General features: G+C 70.3%; 19 protein-coding genes and 3 pseudogenes. 14 read left to right on the forward strand and 8 right to left on the reverse strand.

Annotated elements, in window-relative coordinates; all coding sequences use genetic code 11:
* Positions 1-98 precede the first annotated feature (98 nt).
* On the forward strand, positions 99-2,696 hold the full coding sequence (gene pepN, locus E0500_RS01520; protein WP_131570995.1) for an aminopeptidase N: 2,598 nt from the start codon (positions 99-101) through the stop codon (positions 2,694-2,696).
* Positions 2,697-2,729: 33 nt separating this feature from the next.
* On the opposite strand, the pseudogene E0500_RS01525 reads toward pepN, so the two are convergent.
* The 4 genes and pseudogenes from E0500_RS01525 to E0500_RS01540 form a co-directional block, all read right to left on the reverse strand.
* Positions 2,730-4,279: pseudogene (locus tag E0500_RS01525) on the reverse strand (FAD-dependent monooxygenase).
* 249 nt (positions 4,280-4,528) lie between these two features.
* Positions 4,529-4,810 (reverse strand): hypothetical protein, encoded by a 282-nt coding sequence (locus E0500_RS01530; RefSeq protein ID WP_131571001.1) that lies wholly within the window; start codon positions 4,808-4,810, stop codon positions 4,529-4,531.
* 60 nt (positions 4,811-4,870) lie between these two features.
* Positions 4,871-7,062, reverse strand: a pseudogene (gene malQ, locus E0500_RS01535) (4-alpha-glucanotransferase).
* Entirely contained in the window at positions 7,063-7,308 is a 246-nt protein-coding gene (locus E0500_RS01540) for a hypothetical protein (protein WP_131566940.1), read from the reverse strand. It lies immediately after the preceding pseudogene.
* Positions 7,309-7,554: 246 nt separating this feature from the next.
* Between E0500_RS01540 and E0500_RS01545 the strand changes: the two genes are divergently transcribed.
* The 3 genes from E0500_RS01545 (at position 7,555) to E0500_RS01555 (ending at position 10,192) form a co-directional block, all read left to right on the forward strand.
* Positions 7,555-8,088 carry a PadR family transcriptional regulator gene (locus tag E0500_RS01545; RefSeq protein WP_131566937.1) on the forward strand — a complete coding sequence of 178 codons (534 nt, stop codon included), beginning with the start codon at positions 7,555-7,557 and terminating at the stop codon, positions 8,086-8,088.
* Positions 8,085-8,783: an ABC transporter ATP-binding protein gene (locus E0500_RS01550; RefSeq protein ID WP_131566934.1), complete on the forward strand. Its 699-nt coding sequence runs from the start codon at positions 8,085-8,087 to the stop codon at positions 8,781-8,783. The genes E0500_RS01545 and E0500_RS01550 overlap by 4 nt, the downstream gene beginning before the upstream one ends.
* A gap of 68 nt (positions 8,784-8,851) precedes the next feature.
* Entirely contained in the window at positions 8,852-10,192 is a 1,341-nt protein-coding gene (locus tag E0500_RS01555) for an ABC transporter permease (protein WP_131566931.1), read from the forward strand.
* Between the two features lie 162 nt (positions 10,193-10,354).
* On the opposite strand, the gene E0500_RS01560 is transcribed toward E0500_RS01555, so the two are convergent.
* Entirely contained in the window at positions 10,355-11,419 is a 1,065-nt protein-coding gene (locus E0500_RS01560; protein ID WP_309504795.1) for a mechanosensitive ion channel family protein, read from the reverse strand.
* 393 nt (positions 11,420-11,812) lie between these two features.
* Between E0500_RS01560 and E0500_RS01565 the strand changes: the two genes are divergently transcribed.
* Positions 11,813-12,349 carry an HNH endonuclease gene (locus tag E0500_RS01565; RefSeq protein ID WP_030237121.1) on the forward strand — a complete coding sequence of 179 codons (537 nt, stop codon included), beginning with the start codon at positions 11,813-11,815 and terminating at the stop codon, positions 12,347-12,349.
* Positions 12,350-12,619: 270 nt separating this feature from the next.
* Positions 12,620-13,306: a hypothetical protein gene (locus E0500_RS01570; RefSeq protein WP_131566928.1), complete on the forward strand. Its 687-nt coding sequence runs from the start codon at positions 12,620-12,622 to the stop codon at positions 13,304-13,306.
* 48 nt (positions 13,307-13,354) lie between these two features.
* On the opposite strand, the gene E0500_RS01575 is transcribed toward E0500_RS01570, so the two are convergent.
* Positions 13,355-13,606, reverse strand: coding sequence for a hypothetical protein (locus E0500_RS01575; protein WP_131566925.1), 252 nt, complete (start codon positions 13,604-13,606; stop codon positions 13,355-13,357).
* Positions 13,599-13,952 carry a hypothetical protein gene (locus E0500_RS01580; RefSeq protein WP_131566922.1) on the reverse strand — a complete coding sequence of 118 codons (354 nt, stop codon included), beginning with the start codon at positions 13,950-13,952 and terminating at the stop codon, positions 13,599-13,601. Before E0500_RS01580 ends, E0500_RS01575 begins: the two co-directional genes overlap by 8 nt.
* 38 nt (positions 13,953-13,990) lie before the next feature.
* Here E0500_RS01580 and E0500_RS01585 point away from each other — a divergent pair, with 38 nt between their 5' ends.
* From E0500_RS01585 to E0500_RS01595, 3 genes and pseudogenes are all read left to right on the forward strand, one after another.
* Positions 13,991-14,878 carry a helix-turn-helix transcriptional regulator gene (locus E0500_RS01585; protein WP_131566919.1) on the forward strand — a complete coding sequence of 296 codons (888 nt, stop codon included), beginning with the start codon at positions 13,991-13,993 and terminating at the stop codon, positions 14,876-14,878.
* 3 nt (positions 14,879-14,881) lie between these two features.
* Complete coding sequence (locus E0500_RS01590; protein ID WP_131566916.1) at positions 14,882-15,058, forward strand: DUF397 domain-containing protein; 177 nt, start codon at positions 14,882-14,884, stop codon at positions 15,056-15,058.
* A gap of 140 nt (positions 15,059-15,198) precedes the next feature.
* Positions 15,199-15,389, forward strand: a pseudogene (locus tag E0500_RS01595) (transposase); the annotation flags it as partial.
* A gap of 344 nt (positions 15,390-15,733) precedes the next feature.
* On the opposite strand, the gene E0500_RS01600 reads toward E0500_RS01595, so the two are convergent.
* A complete protein-coding gene (locus E0500_RS01600; protein WP_165935100.1) occupies positions 15,734-15,880 on the reverse strand; it encodes a hypothetical protein in 147 nt (48 codons plus the stop codon).
* A gap of 606 nt (positions 15,881-16,486) precedes the next feature.
* Between E0500_RS01600 and E0500_RS01605 the strand changes: the two genes are divergently transcribed.
* The 5 genes from E0500_RS01605 (at position 16,487) to E0500_RS01625 (ending at position 21,737) form a co-directional block, all read left to right on the forward strand.
* Entirely contained in the window at positions 16,487-17,119 is a 633-nt protein-coding gene (locus E0500_RS01605; RefSeq protein ID WP_309504798.1) for a LysE family transporter, read from the forward strand.
* Between the two features lie 441 nt (positions 17,120-17,560).
* The gene (locus E0500_RS01610) at positions 17,561-18,187 is read left to right on the forward strand and encodes a Uma2 family endonuclease (protein WP_131566907.1); all 627 of its coding nucleotides are present in this window, start codon (positions 17,561-17,563) and stop codon (positions 18,185-18,187) included.
* 146 nt (positions 18,188-18,333) lie between these two features.
* Positions 18,334-18,870: a hypothetical protein gene (locus tag E0500_RS01615; RefSeq protein ID WP_131566904.1), complete on the forward strand. Its 537-nt coding sequence runs from the start codon at positions 18,334-18,336 to the stop codon at positions 18,868-18,870.
* Between the two features lie 369 nt (positions 18,871-19,239).
* Positions 19,240-20,679 (forward strand): hypothetical protein, encoded by a 1,440-nt coding sequence (locus E0500_RS01620; RefSeq protein WP_181586834.1) that lies wholly within the window; start codon positions 19,240-19,242, stop codon positions 20,677-20,679.
* A 29-nt stretch (positions 20,680-20,708) separates the two neighbouring features.
* Positions 20,709-21,737 carry a glutamate ABC transporter substrate-binding protein gene (locus E0500_RS01625; RefSeq protein ID WP_131566901.1) on the forward strand — a complete coding sequence of 343 codons (1,029 nt, stop codon included), beginning with the start codon at positions 20,709-20,711 and terminating at the stop codon, positions 21,735-21,737.
* Positions 21,738-21,739: the final 2 nt, after the last annotated feature.

Genomic DNA, 21,739 nt, shown 5'->3' on the forward strand with positions numbered 1-21,739 from the left:
GCGTGTACGGCCTGTTCACCGGCAGGAAACGGACATCGCGTTCCCCCTGGGTCCCGTGGAAGGATGGCCGAGACCGCACACACCGAGGAGATGACCGCGTGCCTGGCACAAACCTGACCCGCGAAGAGGCGCAAGCGCGGGCGAAGCTGCTCACCGTTGACTCGTACGAGATCGATCTCGACCTCTCCGGCGCGCAGGAGGGCGGCACCTACCGGTCCGTGACCACGGTGCGCTTCGACGTGGCGCAGAACGCTTCGGGGAACGTGCCGGAGACCGGCGCGGAGTCCTTCATCGATCTGGTGGCCCCGACCGTCCACGAGGTGACCCTGAACGGGGACGCCCTGGACCCCGCCGAGGTGTTCGAGGACTCCCGGATCGCCCTGCCGGGGCTGCTGGAGGGGCGCAACGTCCTGCGGGTCGTGGCCGACTGCGCGTACACCAACACCGGTGAGGGGCTCCACCGGTTCGTCGACCCCGTCGACAACCAGGCCTATCTCTACACGCAGTTCGAGGTGCCGGACGCCCGCCGCGCGTTCGCGTCCTTCGAGCAGCCCGACCTGAAGGCCACCTTCCAGTTCACCGTGAAGGCACCCTCCGGCTGGACGGTGATCTCCAACTCGCCGACGCCCGAACCCAAGGACGACGTCTGGGTCTTCGAGCCGACGCCCCGCATCTCGACGTACATCACGGCGCTCATCGTGGGCCCGTACCACTCGGTGCACAGCGTGTACGAGAAGGACGGGCAGAGTGTGCCGCTCGGCATCTACTGCCGGCCCTCGCTCGCCGAGTTCCTCGACTCGGACGCGATCTTCGAGGTGACCCGGCAGGGCTTCGACTGGTTCCAGGAGAAGTTCGACTACGCGTACCCGTTCAAGAAGTACGACCAGCTCTTCGTGCCGGAGTTCAACGCGGGCGCGATGGAGAACGCCGGTGCGGTCACCATTCGTGACCAGTACGTCTTCCGGTCGAAGGTGACGGACGCGGCGTACGAGGTGCGTGCCGAGACCGTCCTGCACGAGCTGGCCCACATGTGGTTCGGCGACCTCGTGACGATGGAGTGGTGGAACGACCTGTGGCTGAACGAGTCGTTCGCCACGTACACGTCGATCGCCTGCCTGGCGTACGCGCCCGAGAGCCGGTGGCCGCACTCCTGGACCACCTTCGCCAACCAGATGAAGACGTGGGCGTACCGGCAGGACCAGCTGCCGTCCACCCACCCGATCATGGCCGAGATCCGCGACCTGGACGATGTCCTGGTCAACTTCGACGGGATCACCTACGCCAAAGGGGCCTCCGTCCTCAAGCAGCTCGTCGCCTATGTCGGCATGGACGAGTTCTTCCGGGGCGTACAGGCTTATTTCAAGGCGCACGCGTACGGCAACACGCGCCTGTCCGACCTGCTGGGCGCCCTGGAGGAGACCTCCGGGCGTGACCTCAGCACGTGGTCGAAGAAGTGGCTGGAGACGGCCGGGATCAATGTGCTGCGGCCGGAGATCGAGACCGACGAGCACGGCGTCATCACCTCCTTCGCCATCCGGCAGGAGGCCCCGGCCCTGCCCGCCGGTGCCAAGGGCGAGCCCACACTGCGCCCGCACCGCATCGCCGTTGGCCTGTACGAACGCGACGCGACCGGCAGGCTGGTGCGGGACGACCGCATCGAGCTGGACGTCGACGGCGAGCTGACCGCCGTACCGCAGCTGGTGGGCAAGGGCCGCCCGGCCGTGGTCCTGCTCAACGACGACGACCTGTCGTACGCCAAGGTGCGCCTGGACGAGCAGTCCCTCGCCTTCGTGACCGAGCACCTCGGTGACTTCGCGGAGTCCCTGCCGCGCGCCCTGTGCTGGGCCTCGGCCTGGGACATGACCCGCGACGCGGAGCTCGCGACCCGCGACTACCTGTCGCTCGTCCTGTCCGGCATCGCCAAGGAGTCGGACATCGGCGTCGTGCAGTCGCTGCACCGCCAGGTGAAGCTCGCGATCGACCTGTACGCCGACCCGACGACCCGCGAGGCGCTGCTGACCCGCTGGACGGACGCCACGCTGGCCCATCTGCGCGCGGCGGAGCCGGGCGGCGACCACCAGCTGGCCTGGGCGCGCGCCTTCGCTGCGACCGCGCGCACGCCGGAGCAGCTGGACCTGCTGGACGCGCTGCTGGAGGGCACGCAGACGATCGAGGGGCTGTCCGTCGACACCGAGCTGCGCTGGGCGTTCGTGCACCGGCTCGCGGCGGTGGGGCGCTTCGACGAGACGGAGATCGCGGGCGAGTACGAGCGCGACAAGACGGCGGCGGGCGAGCGCCACGCGGCGTCGGCGCGGGCCGCGCGTCCGTCGGAGGAGGCCAAGGCGGAGGCCTGGGCCTCGGCCGTCGAGTCCGACAAGCTCCCGAACGCCGTGCAGGAGGCGGTCATCGCGGGCTTCGTCCAGACCGACCAGCGCGAGCTGCTCGCTCCGTACGCGGAGAAGTACTTCGAGGTGGTCAAGGACATCTGGGAGTCGCGCTCCCACGAGATGGCCCAGCAGATCGCCGTCGGCCTGTACCCGTCCATCCAGGTGGCGCAGGCCACGCTGGACCGCACGGACTCCTGGCTGACCGACGCCGAGCCGAACGCGGCGCTGCGCCGGCTCGTCTCGGAGTCCCGCTCGGGCGTCGAGCGCGCCCTGAAGGCCCAGGCGGCGGACGCGGCGGCGCAGGCGTAGGTGTACGACGTCGTCGGCGCCCGGTGAGTCGGCTCAGCGGGCGCCGACGGCGGCGGTCAGGGCAGCTTCGACCGCCGGGCCGTCCGCGTCCTCCGCGGCCCAGGCCACGTATCCGTCGGGCCGCACCAGCACCGTCGTACGGCGGTTGCTCGCCCATTCCTCCACGGTGAGGCGGTCCTTGCGGTCCCCGGCGGTGTGCGGGCCGGATGAACGGGGGACGAACGGGCGGCTGTACGGGGGGACGTACGGGGGGACGTACGAGGCGTGATGAGGACGAACCGGCCGCCCCTCATGGCCTCGTGAAGGCGGCCGCTCCTGAGGGTGACGTCCGGGACGCGGGTGCCGACGAGCCGGTGGGCGCCACGGGGAGCGCCGTACTTGAATCCGATGCCCGTGACCTGGCCGATCGCACGGGCGCGGACCGGGCCGACCCAGTTGAGGAACATGGTGAGCACGGCCCGGAACGCCAGCGTCCAGGGGTACTTGGCCATGGCGAGCCGGACGATGCCGCCGCTGCTGCGGAGTACGGACCTGCCGACCGGGTGGCGTTCGGCCTGGTAGGTGTCCAGCAGAGCGGGGTCCGCGTGGCCGCCGAGGACCGCGGCGAGCTTCCAGCCGAGGTTCGCGGCGTCCTGGAGTCCGGTGTTCATGCCCTGTCCGCCGGCCGGGCTGTGGACGTGCGCGGCGTCCCCCGCGAGGAAGACGCGGCCGACCCGGTAGGCGGGTGCCTGGCGCTCGTCGCTGTGGAAGCGGGACATCCAGCGGGCGTCGCGCATGCCGTAGTCGCGGCCGAGGGCAAGCCGGGTGATCTCCCTGACCTCGCCGAGTTCGAGTGGCTCGCTGTCGGGGACGTCCCGGCCGCGGTGCCAGCCGATGACACGGTAGTAGCCGTCGCCGAAGGGCACGAGGAAGGCGAACGCGTCACCGACGGCGCCCGCGGTGAGCAGCATCTCGGGTTCCTCGTCGAGCCGTACGTCCGCGAGGACGACCGACCGGATGACCGACCTGCCGGGGAACGGCAGGCCGATCGCCTCGCGCACGGCACTGCGATGCCCGTCGGCTCCGACGACGTACGCGGCGGTGAGCTCCTCCGGCCCGTCCTCGCCACGCGGGCCGCGGACCTCGACGGTCACCATGTCACCGCCCTGCCGGACCCCGGTGACCTCGGCCTCGTACCGGAACCGCACACCGGCCTCGGCCGCCCGCCGCTCCAGCACCTCCTCCACCTCGTACTGCGGGATCACGAGCACGTGGTTGAAGCGTGACGGCAGCGTGTCCAGCCGTACGCTGAGCCGCCCGAAGAGCCTGATCCGGTCGACCGTCCGGCCCCTGGCCTCCAGTTCGTCGGCGAGGCCGCGCGCGTCGAGCTGCTCCAGGGTGCGGGCGTGCACGGCGAAGGCGCGGGAGAGGTTGCTGATCCCGTGCGGGCGCTTCTCGACGAGCGTGACCGGAACACCCGCGGCGGCGAGGTCGCCGGCCAGCAGCAGACCGGTGGGCCCGGCGCCGACGACGATGACGTCGCGAAGCGCGGTGGCGGGGCGGGGGGTGCTGGTGGTGCGCGTCGGGTCTGCGGTGCCGGTCATGACGACCCCTTCCGGGTCAGCATTCTGCTTGGCCGACGACTGTCTGCCTACGACCGTTTGCCAACATACGGCGGCGCGACCCGTCAGACGGGGACCGAGCGCTGGCGGGGCGTCTTCCAGGACAGCAGAACACGCCGAGGGCACCCACCACGTACACGTGCGGTGGGTGCCCTCGGATGGCCTCGGACGCCCTCGGCGGAGGGCGGAAGCTGTGGCCTGTAGCTGTAGCTGTGGACGACTGGGCGGCCGTCAGGCCTTGGCGTCGGCCTTCGTCGCAGTCTTGGCCTTGGCCTTGGCCTTCGGCTCGCGGTCCGTGGACCCGTCGAGGACCCACGTCAGGCCCGCGATCAGCAGGAACAGCGCGATCGGCGCCACGACGAACAGACCCAGCGTCTCGATCATCGAAAGGCCGGGACCCGGGTCGTCACCGTCGTCGCGCGTCAGCGCGAGCGCGGGAGACGACATGAGCAGCATCATCAGCGTCGTACCGGCAGCCAGGGCGCCGGCGCGCAGGGCGTTCTTCTTGTCCACGGTGCAAACGTAGCGAACGCGTGAAACGGCAGCGCGCCCGGGGTGCCGTACAGAGCGGGCTCAGGGTCTCCCGTCCCGGCTCCCGCGCCCCCGCAGCACGTCCACCAGCGCGTGCAGCCGGGGCGAGGAGGCCAGATCCTCCAGGGTCACCGGACGGCCGTCGGCGTCGGCGACGGGGAGACGCCAGTTCGGGTACTGGTCCCAGGTGCCGGGGAGGTTCTGCGGGCGGCGGTCACCGACCGCGTCCGGCAGCCAGAGGCCGATCATGCGGGCCGGGGTGCGCAGCAGGAAACGATGGACGGCCTGGATCTCGGCCTCCTCCGAGGGGGACGAGATACCGCCGCTACCGCCCCGGAGCAGGCCCAGCCGGGACAGCAGGGCCAGCCACTCGCTCGTGTCGGCGGCGGCCTCGGCACGTTCCTCTGCCAGGGGGCGGGTCAGCAGGCCGAGACGGTCGCGGAGCTGGACGTGGTCGCCGGTCAGCCGGGATGCGGTGGGCGGCAGGTCGTGGGTGGTGGCCGTGGCCAGGCAGTCCGCGCGCCAGTGCTCGGGCGGCAGGGGCAGTCCCGTGCCCTCCCAGTCGCGTTCGAACCACAGCACCGAAGTGCCCAGCACGCCACGCTCGTTCAGCGCCTCGCGCACGCCCGGCTCGACCGTCCCGAGGTCCTCGCCGATCACCAGCGCCCCGGCCCGGGAGGCCTCCAGTACCAGGATCGCGAGCATCGCCTCGGCGTCGTAGCGGACGTACGTCCCCTCCGTCGGCGCCTGGCCCAGTGGCACCCACCACAGCCGGAAGAGCCCCATGACGTGGTCGATCCGCAGGGCGCCGGCATGGCGGAGCAGGGCCCGCAGCAGCCGGCGGTACGGGGCATAGCCGGACGCGGCGAGACGGTCGGGGCGCCAGGGCGGCAGGCCCCAGTCCTGGCCGCGGGCGTTGAAGGCGTCCGGGGGCGCGCCGACCGACATGCCAGGGGCGACGTACTCCTGCTGCGCCCACGCGTCGGCGCCGTCGGGGTGCACGCCGACCGCCAGGTCGTGCACAAGCCCGATCGGCATCCCCGCGTCCCGCGCGGAGCGCTGAGCGGCGGCGAGCTGGGCGTCCGTGAGCCAGGCCAGGCGGCTGTGGAAGTCGACGCGGTCCATCAGCTCGGCGCGGGCGCGGGAGGTCGCGGGCGAGCGGGGGTCGCGCAGACCGGCGGGCCACCGGTGCCAGTCGGAGCCGTACACCTCGGCGAGCGCGCACCACGTGGCGTGGTCCTCCAGCGCCTCGCCCTCCTCGGCGAGGAAGTCGCAGTACGCGGCCCGCCGGCCGGGCCCGAGCGGTACGGCGTGCACCAGCTCCAGCGCTTCCCGCTTGGCCTCCCACACGGCGTCGCGGTCGATCAACTCGCCCTTGCCGAGCACGGATTCACGCAGCCGGGCGCTCCGGTCCAGCAGCGCACGGAGACGGTCGTGGACTTCGACGTGGACGTAAGGGAACTCGTCGACGTCCTCGACCCGCAGGTGCACGGGGTCGGGGTAGCGGCGTGAGGAGGGGCGGTACGGGGAGGGGTCGGTCGGGTGGCCGGGGACGGCCGCGTGGAGGGGTTGACCTGCACGAATCCGGCGCCGAGCGCGCGTCCGGCCCAGGCGGTCAGCTCGGCCAGGTCGCCGAGGTCGCCCATGCCCCAACTGCGTCGGGAGAGCAGGGAGTAGAGCTGGACGAGTAGTCCGTATGTGCGTCCGGGCGGGGCGGGCAGCCGGGTCGGGGCCACGACGAGGTGGGCGTCGGCGGTGCGGCCGTCGGGTGCGGTGGCGCGCAGGGCGTGCACGCCGTGCGGCAACTGCTCGGCGGTGGAGCGGAGTTCGCCCTGTTCGGTCTCGATGTGCAGGTGGGTGCCCTCGGGGAGTCCGGCCAGTGCGCCGGGGGTCTGTCCGCCCCAGCACACCACGGTCGGGGGTAACAGGCGCTCCCGCAGCTCCTGTTCCCGTAAGTCGAGGGCCGCGCGCACGGCCTGAGGGGTGCTCGCGTCGATGTCCAGTGCCGCCAGGGCCGTGACGATCGCGGTGTCCGAGGCCGCGACGGTGCGGTCGGGGGACGGGCTGTAGGAGGTGGCGACGCCGTGCAGCGCGGCGAGCCGGGACAACGGCGTCCCGCCTTCGGAGCCCTCCGGGCTCCCCGGTCTCTCCGGGCTCTCCGGGCTCTCCGGGCTCTCGGAGGAGCCGGGGTCCTCGGCGGGTCTCGGCTCCGCCGCCGGATCGGCCTGCGCCATCTAGACCCCCAGGGGATCGAGGCCGGAGTAGGCGGCGCCCGTGGGCGTGGGCTCGCTGGTCAGGGGCGCGGCGTCGGCGAGGGGCGGCTCGCTGGTCAGGGGCTCGGCGTCGGGCAGCGGGGGCTCGCTGGTGAGGGGCGGCTCGGCGCAGGCTCCCTCCGCGCTGAACACGCACAGGTGCTCGATGTCGGCGGACTCCTCCGCCGTGGGTTTGGAAGGGGCCGGGAACAAAAGATGTGCGGCCACGGTGGCCTCCTTGTCGTCGTGCGGCAGTGGCGGGTCAGGGTCTGACTGACCTAGGGCCTGCCTACCCAGGGGGCGTCTGCGCAGACGTATTCGGGCGGACAACGTGGTTCTGGTCACACACGTTCCGTTTAGGCGCGGTCACGGACCGTGCATACCGTGACAATTGTGACACGCGAGAGCTCCCCCGACACCTTCCCCACGGATCACTATTCACTCGGTACATATACCGAGTACATAATGATCGGCATGAGCACCCGCCACATCCTGTTGGGGCTGCTCGCCGGAGGGCCGAGCCATGGCTACGACCTCAAGCGACGGCACGACGAACGCTTCCCGCAAGCCCGGCCGCTGGCCTACGGGCAGGTCTACACGACCCTGCAGCGGCTGGTCCGCGACGGACTGGCCGAGGTCGACGGAACCGACTCCGACGGCGGCCCGGAGCGGACGATGTACCGCTCGACGGGCGAGGGCGCGCGTGAACTCGCCGAGTGGGCCGCCGAGATCGCCCCGCCCGCACCGTTCGTGACGAACGAGATCTTCGCCAAGGTCGTCGTCTCGATCCTGGCCGGCGGCGACCCGGCCGCCTACCTACGGGAGCAGCGCGCCGCGCACATGGCGCGGATGCGGGAGCTCACCTCGGTGAAGACCGCCCCGAGCGCCGACCTCGCGACGGTGCTCTCGGCGGACTACGCCCTCAACCACCTCGACGCCGATCTCCGGTGGATGAACACCACCGCGGCCCGGCTCACCACTCTGACCGCGGAGGTCGATGCCTCATGAGCACCAACAGCGAGAAGCCGGCGCCACTCCTGGCAGCCCGTGGACTGACCAAGACCCACGGGAGGACCCGGGCGCTGCGCGGCGCCTCGGTGGAGCTGCGCGCGGGCGAGATCCTCGCCGTCACGGGCGCGAGCGGCAGCGGCAAGTCCACGCTGCTGCACTGCCTGGCGGGCATCGTCCGGCCCGACGAGGGGTCCGTGGTCTACGGCGACACGCGCCTGGACGGGCTCCCCGAGAAACGGCTCAGCGAGTTGCGCCGTACGGACTTCGGGGTGGTGTTCCAGTTCGGGCAGCTGATCCCCGAGCTGACGGCCCTGGACAACGTGGCGCTGCCGCTGCTGCTGGCGGGCGCCTCGCGGCGGGACGCGCATGTGCGGGCGGGCCAGTGGCTGGAACGGTTCGGCGTGCTCGGCCAGGAGGAGATGCGGCCCGGCGAGATGAGCGGCGGGCAGGCACAGCGGGTGTCGCTGGCGCGGGCGCTGGTGACCGGTCCGAAGGTCGTCTTCGCGGACGAGCCGACGGGGGCCCTGGACTCGCTCGCCGGCGAGCAGGTCATGTCGGCGCTGGTCCACACGGCCCGGGAGTCCGGTACGGCGGTGTTGCTGATCACACACGACGCGCAGGTGGCGGCGTACGCGGACCGCGAGGTGCAGCTGCGCGACGGTGCCGTGGTCCCGGTGGGGGTGGCGGCGTGAGTCAGGTGAGGTCCATGAGATCCGATGGTCCGGTGCGGTCCGTGGGATCCGGTAGTCCGGTGCGGTCCATGAGATCCGATCTGCGCACGGCCTGGCTGCTCACCCGCGGCTCCGGCCGGCGGGAGTGGTGGCGAGTGGCGCTCACCGCGGTCGGGGCGGGGCTGGCGACGGCCTTCACGCTCGGGGCGACGGTGCTGGCCTCGGCATCGGGGCGGTACCGCGTTCCGCTCGCCGCCGGGCTGCTGGACGATCCTGGCACGCGCTCCGGTGTGATGCTGGGGCTGACGCTCCTGCTGGTGCCGGTGCTGGGCTTCCTCGGCCAGTGCGCCCGGATCGGTGCCGTGCACCGCGACCGGCGGCTCGCCGGGCTGCGGCTCGCGGGGGCGACGGCCGGGCAGGTGCGGCGGATCGCCGCGCTGGAGTCGGGGCTGGCGTGCCTGGTGGGCTCTGCGGTCGCCACGGCGTTGTTCGTCCGGTTCCTGCTGCGCCTGACCGAGGACCCGCCCGGGTTCGTCTGGGCCGGGATCGCGCTGGTGGCGGTCGCCGTCCCGGTGCTGGGCGCGCTGGTGAGCGCCCTCGCGTTGCGCCGGGTGGTGGCGTCGCCGCTCGGCTGGGTGCGGCGGGTGCGGCCGGCGGCGCGGCGGGGTCGGGGCGCCGGGTTCCTAGTCGCGCTGGGCGTGCTGGCGGCGGGGCTGGCCCTGGTGCCGGACGCCTTCGGTAGGTATGCCCCGGTGACGGTGGTCGTCGTAGTGGTGATCCTGACCGGGGTGGGCGCCGTGTGGCTCACCGGCGTGATCTCGCGGCTCACCGGCCGGCTGCTGGCCGCCCGTACCGGGAGCCCGGCCGTGCTGATCGCCGCGGAACGCCTGCGCGACGCGCCATGGACGACGGCCCGCACCCATGCGACGGTACTCCTGGTGACCGTGGTCGGCACCGGCTTCGTGGGTGTACGGCACGCACTGCTCAGTGACCTGAATGCCCGCGAGCCCAGCACACTGGCCGTGGACCAGTCCTTCTACACCACCGGCATCGACCTCGCCGGCGCCGCCGTGCTCGTCGCCCTCGCGATCACCCTCTCCGGCCTCGCGGTCGGCGCCGCCGAGTCGCTGGCCACCCGCCGCCGGGGCCTGGCCGCGCAGACCGCCGCGGGCGTGCCGCGCGCGGTGCTCGGCCGGGCGCTGCTGCTGGAGACCGCGCTGCCGCTGGCCCCGGCGCTCCTGCTGGCGAGCGTCGGCGGCATGACGATCGGCGTCTGGTACGGGGCCCTCGTCGGGGGCAGCGACTGGAGTGTGCCGTACGAGGCGCTCCTGGTCCCGGTGGCGGTGTACGTCCTCTGCCTGCTGGCGGCCGCCACCGCGCTGCCGCTCCTTCGCCGCACCCTGCGCCCGGCGGAGCTGCGGTACGCCTAGCCCGCGCCATAGCCCGGCGCCCGGGAGGCACGGGGGACCTTCCGGGCGCCGCGAGGGTATGGGGGCGCACTGCTGGGGGTGCGCACGAGAAAGGGCGGCGCCGGGAATGCTTCGGGCGCCGCCCTTCGCCGTACGGCGCACTACTTACTTCGTCGGCGGGACCTACTTCACCGGTGGCGCGATCGGAGCCGCCCGCTCGGACTGGGGCGACGACGTGGAGGAGTACGCCGACGGGGGTGCCATGCCCGCCGTGGGGTCCGTTTCCTGCTCGACCTCCTGCTGCAGCGGGATGCCGCCCACGATGGGGATGTCGGCCGCGTCGAAGGCCCGCTTGATCCGCCAGCGCAGCTCCCGCTCCACGGAGAGGGCCTTGCCGGGCATCGTCTTGGCGGAGACGCGGACGACCATCGAGTCGAGCAGGACGCTGTCCAGGCCCAGGACCTCGATGGGGCCCCAGAGACGCTCGTTCCACGGCTCGTCCTTGCTCATCTCCTCGCCGACGGCCAGCACGGTGCGGCGGACCTTCTCCAGGTCCTCGATGGGACGGACGGTGACGTCGACGCCGGCCGTGGCCCACCCCTGGGAGAGGTTGCCGATGCGCTTGACCTCGCCGTTGCGGACGTACCAGATCTCGCCGTTGTCGCCGCGCAGCTTCGTCACGCGCAGCCCCACCTCGATCACCTCGCCCGAGGCGACGCCCGCGTCGACGGTGTCCCCGACGCCGTACTGGTCCTCAAGGATCATGAAGACGCCGGAGAGGAAGTCCGTCACCAGGTTGCGGGCGCCGAAACCGATGGCCACGCCCGCGACACCGGCGGACGCCAGCAGCGGCGCCAGATTGATCTCGAACGTGGCGAGGACCATCAGCGCGGCCGTGCCCATGATCAGGAACGACGCGACCGAGCGCAGCACCGAGCCGATGGCCTGGGAGCGCTGGCGCCGCCGCTCCACGTTGACGAGCAGCCCGCCGAGTGCGGTGCCGTCGACCGCCGAGGCCGTACGGTTCATGCGGTCTATGAGCTTGGTGATGGCCCGGCGGATCGCCACCCTGAGGACGGCCGCGATCACCACGATCAACAGCACCCGCAGACCGATGGCGAGCCACGTGGACCAGTTCTCCTCGACCCAGCTCGCGGCGTTGGTCGCGCTCTCCTGGGCGTCCTGGAGCGTAGGGGCCGTCGGTGCGTCACCGGGGTCGGCGGCCGACAGCAGGACGGACAAGGACACGGCAGGTACCTCCAGGTGTAGCGGGTCTGCCGACAGACAGGGGGGACACGGCCGAGGACCGAGGACCGTCGCAGACTCGTCATGAACATGTACGAGCCGCGACCGGACCGTGGACAGACGCGGGACTGTCGGGCAGAACCACCACACTATCGGGGCATCCTGTGTGGATCGTCGTGATGTTCCAGGGAGAGACAACTCTCACCACGGGAACTCTCTCCGGGCATGAACAGGCGGGATGAACCGCTCATGATCCGGGGGATGAATCAGTGTGTGGTCGAAAACACTCCCAGCCCGTTACCAGGACATGGTGGCGCTTCGACCAGGCATGAGGGGACACTGGCTACCGAACGTCCCGGCGCGAGCCACGCGCCGCCGACGCACAAGGAGGCATCCGTGCCGCATGTCCTGGTCCTCAACGCGTCGTACGAGCCACTCGGCGTCGTACCGCTCCGCCGCGCGCTCGTCCTCGTCCTTGAGAACAAGGCCGTCTGCCTTGAGGAGTCCGGCGCCTATCTGCACAGCGCGACCGTCACAGTCCCCGCACCCAGCGTGGTCCGGCTCAAAAGGTTCGTTCGGGTCCCTTACCGGGGGCCCGTCCCACTGACCCGGCGGGCGCTGTTCGCCCGGGACGGGGGCCGGTGCATGTACTGCGGTGGCGTCGCAACCAGCGTCGACCACGTCATCCCGCGCAGTCGCGGGGGCAAGCACGTGTGGGACAACGTGGTGGCGTCCTGCCGTCGCTGCAACCACGTCAAGGCAGACCGCCATCTCGTGGAGATCGGCTGGCGGCTCCGCCACAAACCCGCCCCACCCACCGGCCTGGCCTGGCGCATCATCGGGACCGGCCATAGGGACCCGCGCTGGCTGCCCTACTTGCAGCCGTACGGCGCGGACGACGCGTTGGCCCGGATCGACGGCATTTCCGCCTGACGATCCGGGCTTTTGCATGACCCGGCGCACCGCTGAGGCCGCCGGGCGCCCCACCGGGCCCTGGAACGCACGCGCTCCGGGGCCCATCGGTGTGCGCGTACGCCGACTGCGGGGTTCCGTCCGCCTGCGCCGATCAGGGGAGCGGGGCTCCACCGGGCGAGTGGACCTGGTGGTGCCTGCGGGTGACTGCCCCGAGCGCCTGTCGGGTCCACCCTCATTTCCGGCTAGGGACCATGCGTCCCGCGCGCCGACCGATGGGCTGTCCCGACCATGCTGAAGACCGCATTCCGGATCACTTCCGCCGCCACCCTGATCGCCGCCTCGCTGGCGTTCACGTCCCCCGCCGACGCCTCGACGGATCCGTACCCGGGAACCCCGGAGCAGATCCGCAGCACCGCCCCCTGCGGCCCGACCGGCGGGTTCAAGGAGACGAACTGGGCGCAGACCACGACGGATCTCAGCATCCAGCCACAGGTGGACGTGGCCGCGTTGCGCGAGGCCTGGTACTGGCGTCACGACGACAACACGCTGTGGCGGGGGGACACCCGCCCCGACCCGGAGCCGGTCTTCCGGAACGGCTTCACCCCGAAGGGTTCGGACCTCAACCCGCTGCCGGTGTGGATCACCGGGGGCGGCGGGCAGAACACCGCCCACGTCAGCACCAGTTGCGAGCGGTGGGTGGCGCAGGGCTTCGCCACGTCGGGCCCCAGTACGAACAACACCGGGTGGGTGTACGCGATCCAGGCCCCCGGCGGGATCGACATCAACGCCACCGCGCGGCAGACCGGCATCGAGTCGACCTTCCTGTGGAACAGGGAGATCGACTTCCCCGGCGGCATCCAGGGCAGGTTCATCGAGGGTGCGTGCCAGTACCAGTGGATCAAGCCGCCCCCGGGAGAGCCCAACATCTACCGTCTCCTCGGCTGCCGGACGAACACCCACTTCAACCCGAACTGAGGTGTCCCGACGCGGGTGACGGTTCCTGCACCACCGGACCCCATGGCCTCAGCCGAACCAGCTCACCTGCATCACCACGATGCGCTCTCCGCGCACATCCGTCAGGTAGGTGAGCATGAGCAGCCCCCGGCTCTCGGTCCGCACTCCGGGACCCGGCCCGGTATAGGCGGTTCCCTCCAGGAAGACCATCGACTCACTCACGGCGATCTCGTTGGCCAGGCGCTCGGTTTCCGCGCGTGCCACGTCCGGGAGCCCGTCCAGCAGATCGTCCTGGAACGGCTCCCAGTACCAGTCAGCCACCGGCGACCTCTCGATGCGCCGCGCGCACGATGTCGCCGGCCTCACGGACAGCACGGTCGCGTACGGCGGGATCGGGGCTGTTGATGTCCTGCTCTGCGGCGTGCAGGCGGCGCGCCGTCTCGGGGTGGCGCTCGATCTCCACGACCACGCCCCACTGCCGGTAGAACATCCTGATCGGCACCACACTGTCCTCGTCCCCGGCCCGTACGAACGCCTTCTGAAGGTCCTCGAAGAACTCCGGGAGCCGGGAGGGCGCCACGGTGGCCACCGCCTGGCGCAGTGCCTGAAGCGTGAGAGCGGGACGGGGAATCAGCGGAGTGTCCCCCTCCGTGTACGGCATGGTCATCGGCCGTCCCTTCCGCTCGTCGAGCCCAGCTGTGGCACATGCCCACGCTAGCGCCATTCCTGTCCCTCCTTCTCGCCCACGAGCAGAGCGGGCACCCCGCGCTTGGTGGAGAGCTGCTACGTCTACGCGACTCGGCAGGAAAGACCCAACAGCAAGCCGCAGGGTCCATCAACGCGACCGGCACCAAGATCGTGAAGATGGAGCGGGGCTGGGTGCCGATGCGGGACCCTGACATCCGGGTACTGTGCGAGTTCTACGGCCTGGATGACCCCAAAGCCCTGGCTCGGCTCCTGGACTTGGCCAGACTGGACCGCGAACGCCGCAAGACCAAGGGGTGGTGGCGTGGCTCGATCGACACCGGCGCCATGGCCGAGTACATCGCGATGGAGGACGTCGCCAGCCGCATCCGGACCTGGCAGTCCTCACTGATCCCCGGTCTGTTTCAGATCCCCGAATACACACGGGCACTTGCGGTCGCCGAAGGTCGTTGGGAGGACCCCGACGACATCGAGCGTGCGGCCGAAGTGAAGCAGAAGCGCCAAGGACGCCTGCTGGGCGAACGCCCCCTCCACCTGCACGCCGTGGTGTGGGAAGCCGCACTACGCCAGCAGATCGGCGGGCCAGACGTCACACGCACCCAACTGGAACGCCTCTTGGAAATCGCCGAACTGCCCAACGTACGGCTCCAGGTGCTCCCGTTCCGTGCTGGCGCCCACCCCTGCATCGCGGGCCCGTTCAGCATCATCTCCTTCGCCGACGACGAGGCCCTGGACGTGGTCCAGAGCGACACCATCACGGACATGATCTGGGTGGAGAACGAGATCGAAAGCAACACGTACAGCACGTTGTTCGACCGCACCGCCCGGCTCAGCCTGGCCCCACGCGACTCCGTACTACTCATCGACAACCTGCGCAAGGAAATGTGACCCATGCCCGAGTTCGAGTTCATGAAGTCCAGCTACAGCACAGCCGCCAACGAATGCGTCGAAGTCGCCCGTAACATCCCCGGCACCATAGCCGTCCGCGACTCCAAGACCCCGGATGCCCGGCCACTCCGCCTCTCCCCTCAAGCCTGGGCCAACTTCATTGCGTCACTGAGCCGTTGAGTTCAGGTCGGCAGCACAAAGCGGCCTCACGCGCCCATACACATGGCTACGAACAACTCTTCTTCGGAAACGGCGCAGCGAGCGGACCCGTGACCCCGGCAGCCACTGGGGCCCACCGCCGTGTCCGATCCCACGCCGACGGCCAGGTGATCGTGGACATCGACGGCGTGCTGGTGCTGGCCCACTCCGACAAGGAGGACGCCACACGGACCTGGAAGAAGAACTACGGCCACCACCCGCTCATGGCCTTCATCGACCACGGACGCGGCGGCGCCGAGAGCCGGTCGCGGGGCTGCTGCGGCCGGGCAGGGCGGGCAGCAGCACCGCCGCCGCCGCCGATTTGTGCGTCATACCTGGTGGGCCATCGCCCTCTACCCGGCTGACAGCGTGACCGCATGGCTCATCACAACGCTGGTGTTCGCTCTCGCGCTCCGTCTCGCCCCCAGGGCCCCGGGGAGGGTCGACTGAGTCCCGGTTCGGCCGGTTGATCACCTGGGTCCGAGTATGAGACGGGCACGGCCGTTGTGGATCATGGAGTTCTCTACCCTCCCAGAGCCGCAAGGCTGCCGTGCTCGTCGCTTCATCTTCACCTATGACCGATGTCCCAGGTCAGGGGCCCTCGCTCGCGCCCCGGGCCGAGGACGTGGTCCCGCCGGGGCTGTTCCAGGCCCTGGATCAGCGATCACCACCGGCCTCGCCGAGATTCGCGCCGTCGCGCGTGAAGGACTCGCCCGCACCAAGGGCATCGTCACCGGGCCAGTCGCCCGCATCGGCAACGAACTCATGGCCGTCCGAGGCGCAGTCGGCCAGTTGGACAACCAATTTGTTTTCGACAGGGTGAACTGGACCCACGGGGTCAGCAAGTTTGAGAGCCGCGTGCTCCGTCCGTGATGGGGATGGACAACGACGCAAGTCCATGATCGGCAGCCGATCCGGGCACGGAGCGATAACTTGGCCGTCCCGGGTCCTTTTGGTCCGCGTCCCTGACAGGCGCGGTTCGGAAGGACCCGGCTCCGTTATGCGATGCTCCCGGCCGGTGGCCGGAGATAGCCCGGCGCCTGGGCCTGACCGGTACCAGGGTCCAGGTTCGGCTCGTGGCCTTGCGGATAACGCTCCTTGGGTCGCACCACCGCTCACATCGTTCTGCAGACCTGCCCGCCTTGGTTCCCAGCGGGCGCTGACCTGTGGGGGCATCGGTGGTTCGGACCCAGTGCAGCGGGAGGCAGGGTTCCGTCGCCGGGGCTTGAAGCACCGCAGACCACTTTCCGACGATGTCACTCTCGAAAATGAGTTGTCCGGACAGCCGCGATGCCCTCAAGATCTGCCCATGACCACGACTATCGCCTCTCTGCCGCTGACCTCCACCGTCCGATCGGTGCGAGTCCAGCAGCAGCCCGGCCGACTGCAAAGGCCGACGCTCGCGCACTCGTGATCGCCGCCCTGGTCGCGGGCCTCCTCGCCGGCTACGGCATCGCCGTGCCCGTGGGAGCGGTGGCGACATATCTGGTGGCTCTGACAGCCCGGACGTCTCTGAAGATCGGCGCTTGTGCCGCACTGGGTGTCGCAACCGCCGACGGTCTCTATGCGCTGATCGCCGTGCTTGGCGGTGCCGCGCTCGTCCCCGCGATCGAACCGGTCATGGTTCCCCTGCGGTGGGTCTCGGCCTTGGTGCTCATCGCGCTGGCGGCCCGCAGCGGCGTCACGGCGATCAGCCAGTACCGCGCTCGACAGGCGACAACCCGGACCGACGAGGTCCCCCTCAATCCTGCACGGGCCTATATGGGGCTGCTGGGGATCACGATGATGAACCCCATGACCGTGATCTACTTCGCGGCGCTCGTGCTCGGCAGCCAGAGCACAGCGGCTCCAGACGGCTTGGAACAGGTCGTATTCGTTCTCGCGGCCTTCGGGGCATCTGCCAGCTGGCAGATGCTTCTCGCCGGTGGGGGAGCACTGCTCGGCCGAACTCTGACCGGCAGTCGGGGCCGGCTCGTCACCGCCCTGGCTTCCAGCGCGCTGATCGCCGCGCTCGCCGCTCGCCTGCTCACTTCAGTGCCATGACCAGGTCCCGGTGTGTGTCAACGCCGAGGAGATCGATCACCGGGCGGTCTTGGCCCGGCGGTCGGCCTCGGTGGCCTGGTCCAACTGCTTGGCGCCCCGCCCTGGCGCATACGAAGGAGCGACTGGCGGCCACCCTGCACTCGGAGGGGGCATCCGTGGAGGTGCGAACGGCACCATCGCGCGCGTGCGGACGTACTACGAAGGACACTGAGCGCCGGATGCGGATCATCGGGGCCGCCCTCGCCCTCCTGGTCGTCGCCTTCGGTGCCGTCACCGCGTGCCGCCAGCACGGGGCAGCGGTCGCCGTAACGGTTCAGCACGCTCGTTCGAGTGAACGCGCACGGAACGCCCAGGCCGCAGGGCAGCCAGGTGGCCCATCGTTCTGCTGGGGCACCCAGCGCGGGCGTAGCCTGGCATCAGCGTGACGAGGGAGAGCCATCGATGAGCGCCGAACCCATCATGGAGCCGGTCATGAAGCCGAAGCAGGACCCCATCGATCTGCTGATCGCGTTCGAAGAGGCATCAGTGGCGCCGATTCGACCCGAGTACATCGAGGGGACGGCCATCGTGCCACCGCAGCCCGACGACAGTCACAACGATGGCGCTTTCGAGCTGAGCTACCAGTTCCGTGCCGCCGGATTCCGCCTAACGGGCTTCGGTAACGGCTATCGAGCCGCCCACAAGGACGGCACTACTATGTCCCTGCTCGTTCCGGACTTCTACGTCCGCCGCCGGAGGGCCTCGGAGCTCGACGAGTCGTACCGCAAGGCCCACAGGGGCTGGTACCCCATCGACATGATCGCCCTGGCCGGCGAGGTCACCTCCACCAACCACGAGATGGACACCGGCCCCAAACTCCGCACCTACGCCGCCGTCGGCGTCCCCGTCTACGTCCTGATCAACTGCAACGCGAAGACGGCCCACTGCTACACGGACCCGATGCTGCCAGGCGAAGATCCCACGCAGGCGTACTACGCCTCCGAGATCAAGGTCGATCTGGGCGAACCTCTCGCCCTCCCCGCCCCGTACCCCACGCTCGACACGGCTCCCTTCCTGGGAGACAGCTGAGTAGTGGGCTTGGGCACCCCCCGCCCTGTCCTGGAGTCGCCGGTCCCTGCTGGTGGTCGCCCACTTCTCCTTCGACGGCGACACCTTCTGGACTGTTTCGCTACCTGGGCCCGTCCCCCACCGCGGGCACATGAGGAGGAAAACCTGTGTCATCGCCCTGCGACCCCCAGCACGCTCGCGCCGGCGATGTGAGCGCAGCACTCATGATGATGGACTCCCGGCTCAAAGCCGTCTACGACGGCAAGACCAAGGCCGACCCCGAACAACAGGCGCTGATCGACCAGTTCGCCGCGTCCCTGGGCCCCAGGGGAGTCGATGACGTGCTGGACGGCACGTGCACGCTCATCTACATGTTCATGCAGTGGCTGCGGATGGCCTACGAGGACCACGACAAGGACGTCATCGAGTGCGTGGTGCCCAACCTCGTGGCCACGATGCGCATGATGCCCAAGAGCGTCCGCCCCGAGGTCATTCCCACCATGGCCGGCCTGCTCGTCGCCGCAGGCACCGGCCTGAGCCCCAGCCTGTGGCGCAAACAGTACGGACGCTGGACCGAGAACGAGATGACTCCGCTGGAAGCCACCGCTTTCCTGCTCGCGGAGCACATCAACCGCCTCACCGACGACCCCGACTTCGCCACCCGCATGATCACCGAGGCCCTGTCCGCGTCCGACGAAGGCTGACGCACCGCATCCCCCACGAGAGCCTCGACCCTGTGGGCGCCCGCGACGACGTACACGCGCGCGTGTGGGCGTATGGCGTATGACGAGGGCCACTGAGCGCCCACGGCGAACGTCCCCCGAAAGTGGGTGAACTCGGCGGGAACCGAACCGAACCCGATGGCGTATTCATGGGCGGGGGGTGGTGTGGGAAGCCTCTCGCGGTGTGGGCGATCGACAGTGGGGACTGCATCGGGACTGCAATCCGAACAAGATCCAGTCAGGACCTGTTCGGATGTCAGTCACGGCGGCGATACTTGCGGCCGGACGCCTCCGTTCACGGTGCGGTTCACCGGGCGGAAGTGACCGGCGGATGACCATGGGGGAGGTCAAGTGACGGACACGTCGAAGGGGAGCGCGGCGCCACCGGCCCAGGCCGCGACCACGGCCCCGGCCGTGCCACCGCAGGCCACGCGGCCTGCTCGGCCCGCGGCGTCCGGCGCGCCGGACAGCGGCCCACCGCACCGCACGGCGTTCATGGAGGGCGTCGACGAACTGCGCGCGGCCGCGGCGACCGAGCCCGGTCGGCTGCGGATCATCGGGGCCGCCCTCGCGCTCCTGGTCGTCGCCTTCGGTGCCGTCGCCGCGTGGCAGATGTCGGACCGCTCGACCGCCGCCGACGACGTGCTCCACAGCAGCCAGCCCCTGAGCGCCGCCGCGGCCGACGTCTACCGCGCCCTGGCCGGCGCCAACACGGCGGCCTCCAGCGGTTTCCTCGCCGGCGGCCAGGAGACCCCCGAGTCCCGCACCCGGTACGAGGAGGACATGAGAGCGGCCGCCTCCGGTCTGGCGGACGCCGCGACGGCCTCCGAGCCCGGCTCCTCCTCCGCCCGGACCATTGCCGAGCTCAACGAGTTGCTGCCCGAGTACAAGGGCCTCGTCGAGCGGGCCCGCGCGAACAACCGGCAGGGCTACCCGCTGGGCGGCGCCTACCTGCGGTACGCGAACGAGAAGATGCAGGAGGAGATGCTCCCCAAGGCCGAGCTTCTCTACAACAACGAGAACGAGCGCCTGAGCGACGACTATGACAGCGCGACCGCCTACCCGTGGGCCGCGATCAGCCTCGGCGTCCTCGCTCTCGGTGCCCTCGTGTGGGCCCAGCGCCGCACCTACCACCGCACGAACCGGGTGCTGAACCGCGGCCTGTTCACCGCCTCCGCCGCAGCCACGGCCGTCCTGCTGTGGCTCGTCGTCGGCCACACCGTCGCTCGCTCGGCACTTCTCGACTCGTACGACGACGGCGTGGTCTCGGTGAACGTGCTGAACGACGCCCGGATCGCCTCCCTCAAGGCACGCGGCAACGAGAACCTGACGCTGGTCAGCCGGGGCTCGGAGACCACCAGTACCGGCGCCGACAAGTTCGACAGCGACTTCAGGGGCGACATGAGCGACCTCTCGTCGTACCTGGGGATCGCCGGACACATGGCCGACGACCAGGCGGGCCAGCGGCCCGTGAAAGCGGCCACCCGCAACATGAGGGAGTGGCTGGAGCGCCACAAAGAGGCCCGCGAGTTCGACACCGACGGCGACTACCAGGCCGCCCTGAGCAAGGTCATCGGCTCCGCGGACGACAAACCGACGGGTGAGTGCTTCGACAGCGTCGTGAGCAATCTGGAGAAGGCGCTCGGGCACGAGCAGGCCCAGTTCGAGCTGGCGGCCCAGGACGGCAGGAAGGCGATGACCGGGCTCCCCGTGGGCGCCGCCGTGCTCGCCGTGCTGGGCGCGTCGGGCGCCGTTCTCGGCATCGGGCGCAGGCTGTCGGAGTACCGGTGATGAGGCCGGTGGCGGAAGGGGGCGCGGTGATGAGTGCGGCACGACGCCTGAGGGCCGGCCTGAAGGGCTGGGGCGGCGTGGGCGCGATGGGGGCCGCCTGCGCCCTCACCGCGGTCTTCACGCTGCTGCCGCTGCGTGACGCGCCTCTCGTCGAGGGCAGCGCGACCACCGGCGGCCAGGGGCCCACCCGGGTCACGTACGCGAAGGCGGACGATTGCGAGGACGCCGACGCCTGGAAGCAGAGCCTGGAGCCGTCCTCCGACGAGAGCGGTACGACGATCGCGGACATCAAGAAGAAGGGCTATCTCACCGTCGGCGTCGACCAGAACAGCTACCGCTGGGGCTACCGCGATCCGAACAGCGAGAGCGACAAGGCCGAGCTGGAGGGCTTCGACATCGACCTCGCGCACCGTATCGCCGACGAGATCGTCGGCGGCGACTCGACGCACAACATCCGCTTCAAGGCCGTTCCCACGAACCAGCGCATTCCGGCGATCCAGAGTGGGCAGGTGGACATGGTGGTCCGCACCATGACGATCAGCTGCAAGCGCCTGGAGGAGGTCGCCTTCTCCGCGCCCTACTTCACGACCGGTCAGCAGGTCCTCGCACCCAGGTCCTCGACGATCGACGGCTACGACTCGCTGGCCAAGACCAAGATCTGTACGGCGAGCGGCTCCACCGCACTCGAAACACTGAGGGACGACCAGAAGAAGGGGGGCCTCCCCTCCTCCGCCGACATTTCCACCACCGTTCCCAACCAGCTCGACTGCCTGGTGCGGCTCCAGCTCGGCGAGGTCGACGCGGTCGTCACGGACGGCGCGCTCGCCGCGAGCCAGGCCGCACAGGATCCGACGGTCGACCTCAAGGGCGACCCCTTCACGACCGAGTACTACGGCGTGGCGATGAAGAAGGACGCGGAGGATCTGGTGCGCCGGGTCAACCAGGTCCTTGAGGACTACCGCGACAGCGGCTGGCAGCAGTCGTACGACAAGTGGCTCGCCCCCACCCTCGGGGAGGACGCGGCGAAGTCGCGGCCGCCGACGCCCGACTACAGGTGACA

It is taken from the genome of Streptomyces sp. KM273126 (assembly GCF_004337435.2).
GTDB lineage: Bacteria > Actinomycetota > Actinomycetes > Streptomycetales > Streptomycetaceae > Streptomyces > Streptomyces acidicola.

What these genes read in the sequence shown, in the direction of transcription:
- E0500_RS01545 (WP_131566937.1), top strand. Translation starts at nt 7,555, where the DNA reads ATGAGCACCCGCCACATCCTGTTGGGGCTGCTCGCCGGAGGGCCGAGC.
- E0500_RS01550 (WP_131566934.1), top strand. Translation starts at nt 8,085, where the DNA reads ATGAGCACCAACAGCGAGAAGCCGGCGCCACTCCTGGCAGCCCGTGGA.
- E0500_RS01555 (WP_131566931.1), top strand. Translation starts at nt 8,852, where the DNA reads ATGAGATCCGATCTGCGCACGGCCTGGCTGCTCACCCGCGGCTCCGGC.
- E0500_RS01570 (WP_131566928.1), top strand. Translation starts at nt 12,620, where the DNA reads ATGCTGAAGACCGCATTCCGGATCACTTCCGCCGCCACCCTGATCGCC.
- E0500_RS01580 (WP_131566922.1), bottom strand. Translation starts at nt 13,952, where the DNA reads ATGACCATGCCGTACACGGAGGGGGACACTCCGCTGATTCCCCGTCCC.
- E0500_RS01585 (WP_131566919.1), top strand. Translation starts at nt 13,991, where the DNA reads ATGCCCACGCTAGCGCCATTCCTGTCCCTCCTTCTCGCCCACGAGCAG.
- E0500_RS01590 (WP_131566916.1), top strand. Translation starts at nt 14,882, where the DNA reads ATGCCCGAGTTCGAGTTCATGAAGTCCAGCTACAGCACAGCCGCCAAC.
- E0500_RS01610 (WP_131566907.1), top strand. Translation starts at nt 17,561, where the DNA reads ATGAGCGCCGAACCCATCATGGAGCCGGTCATGAAGCCGAAGCAGGAC.
- E0500_RS01625 (WP_131566901.1), top strand. Translation starts at nt 20,709, where the DNA reads ATGAGTGCGGCACGACGCCTGAGGGCCGGCCTGAAGGGCTGGGGCGGC.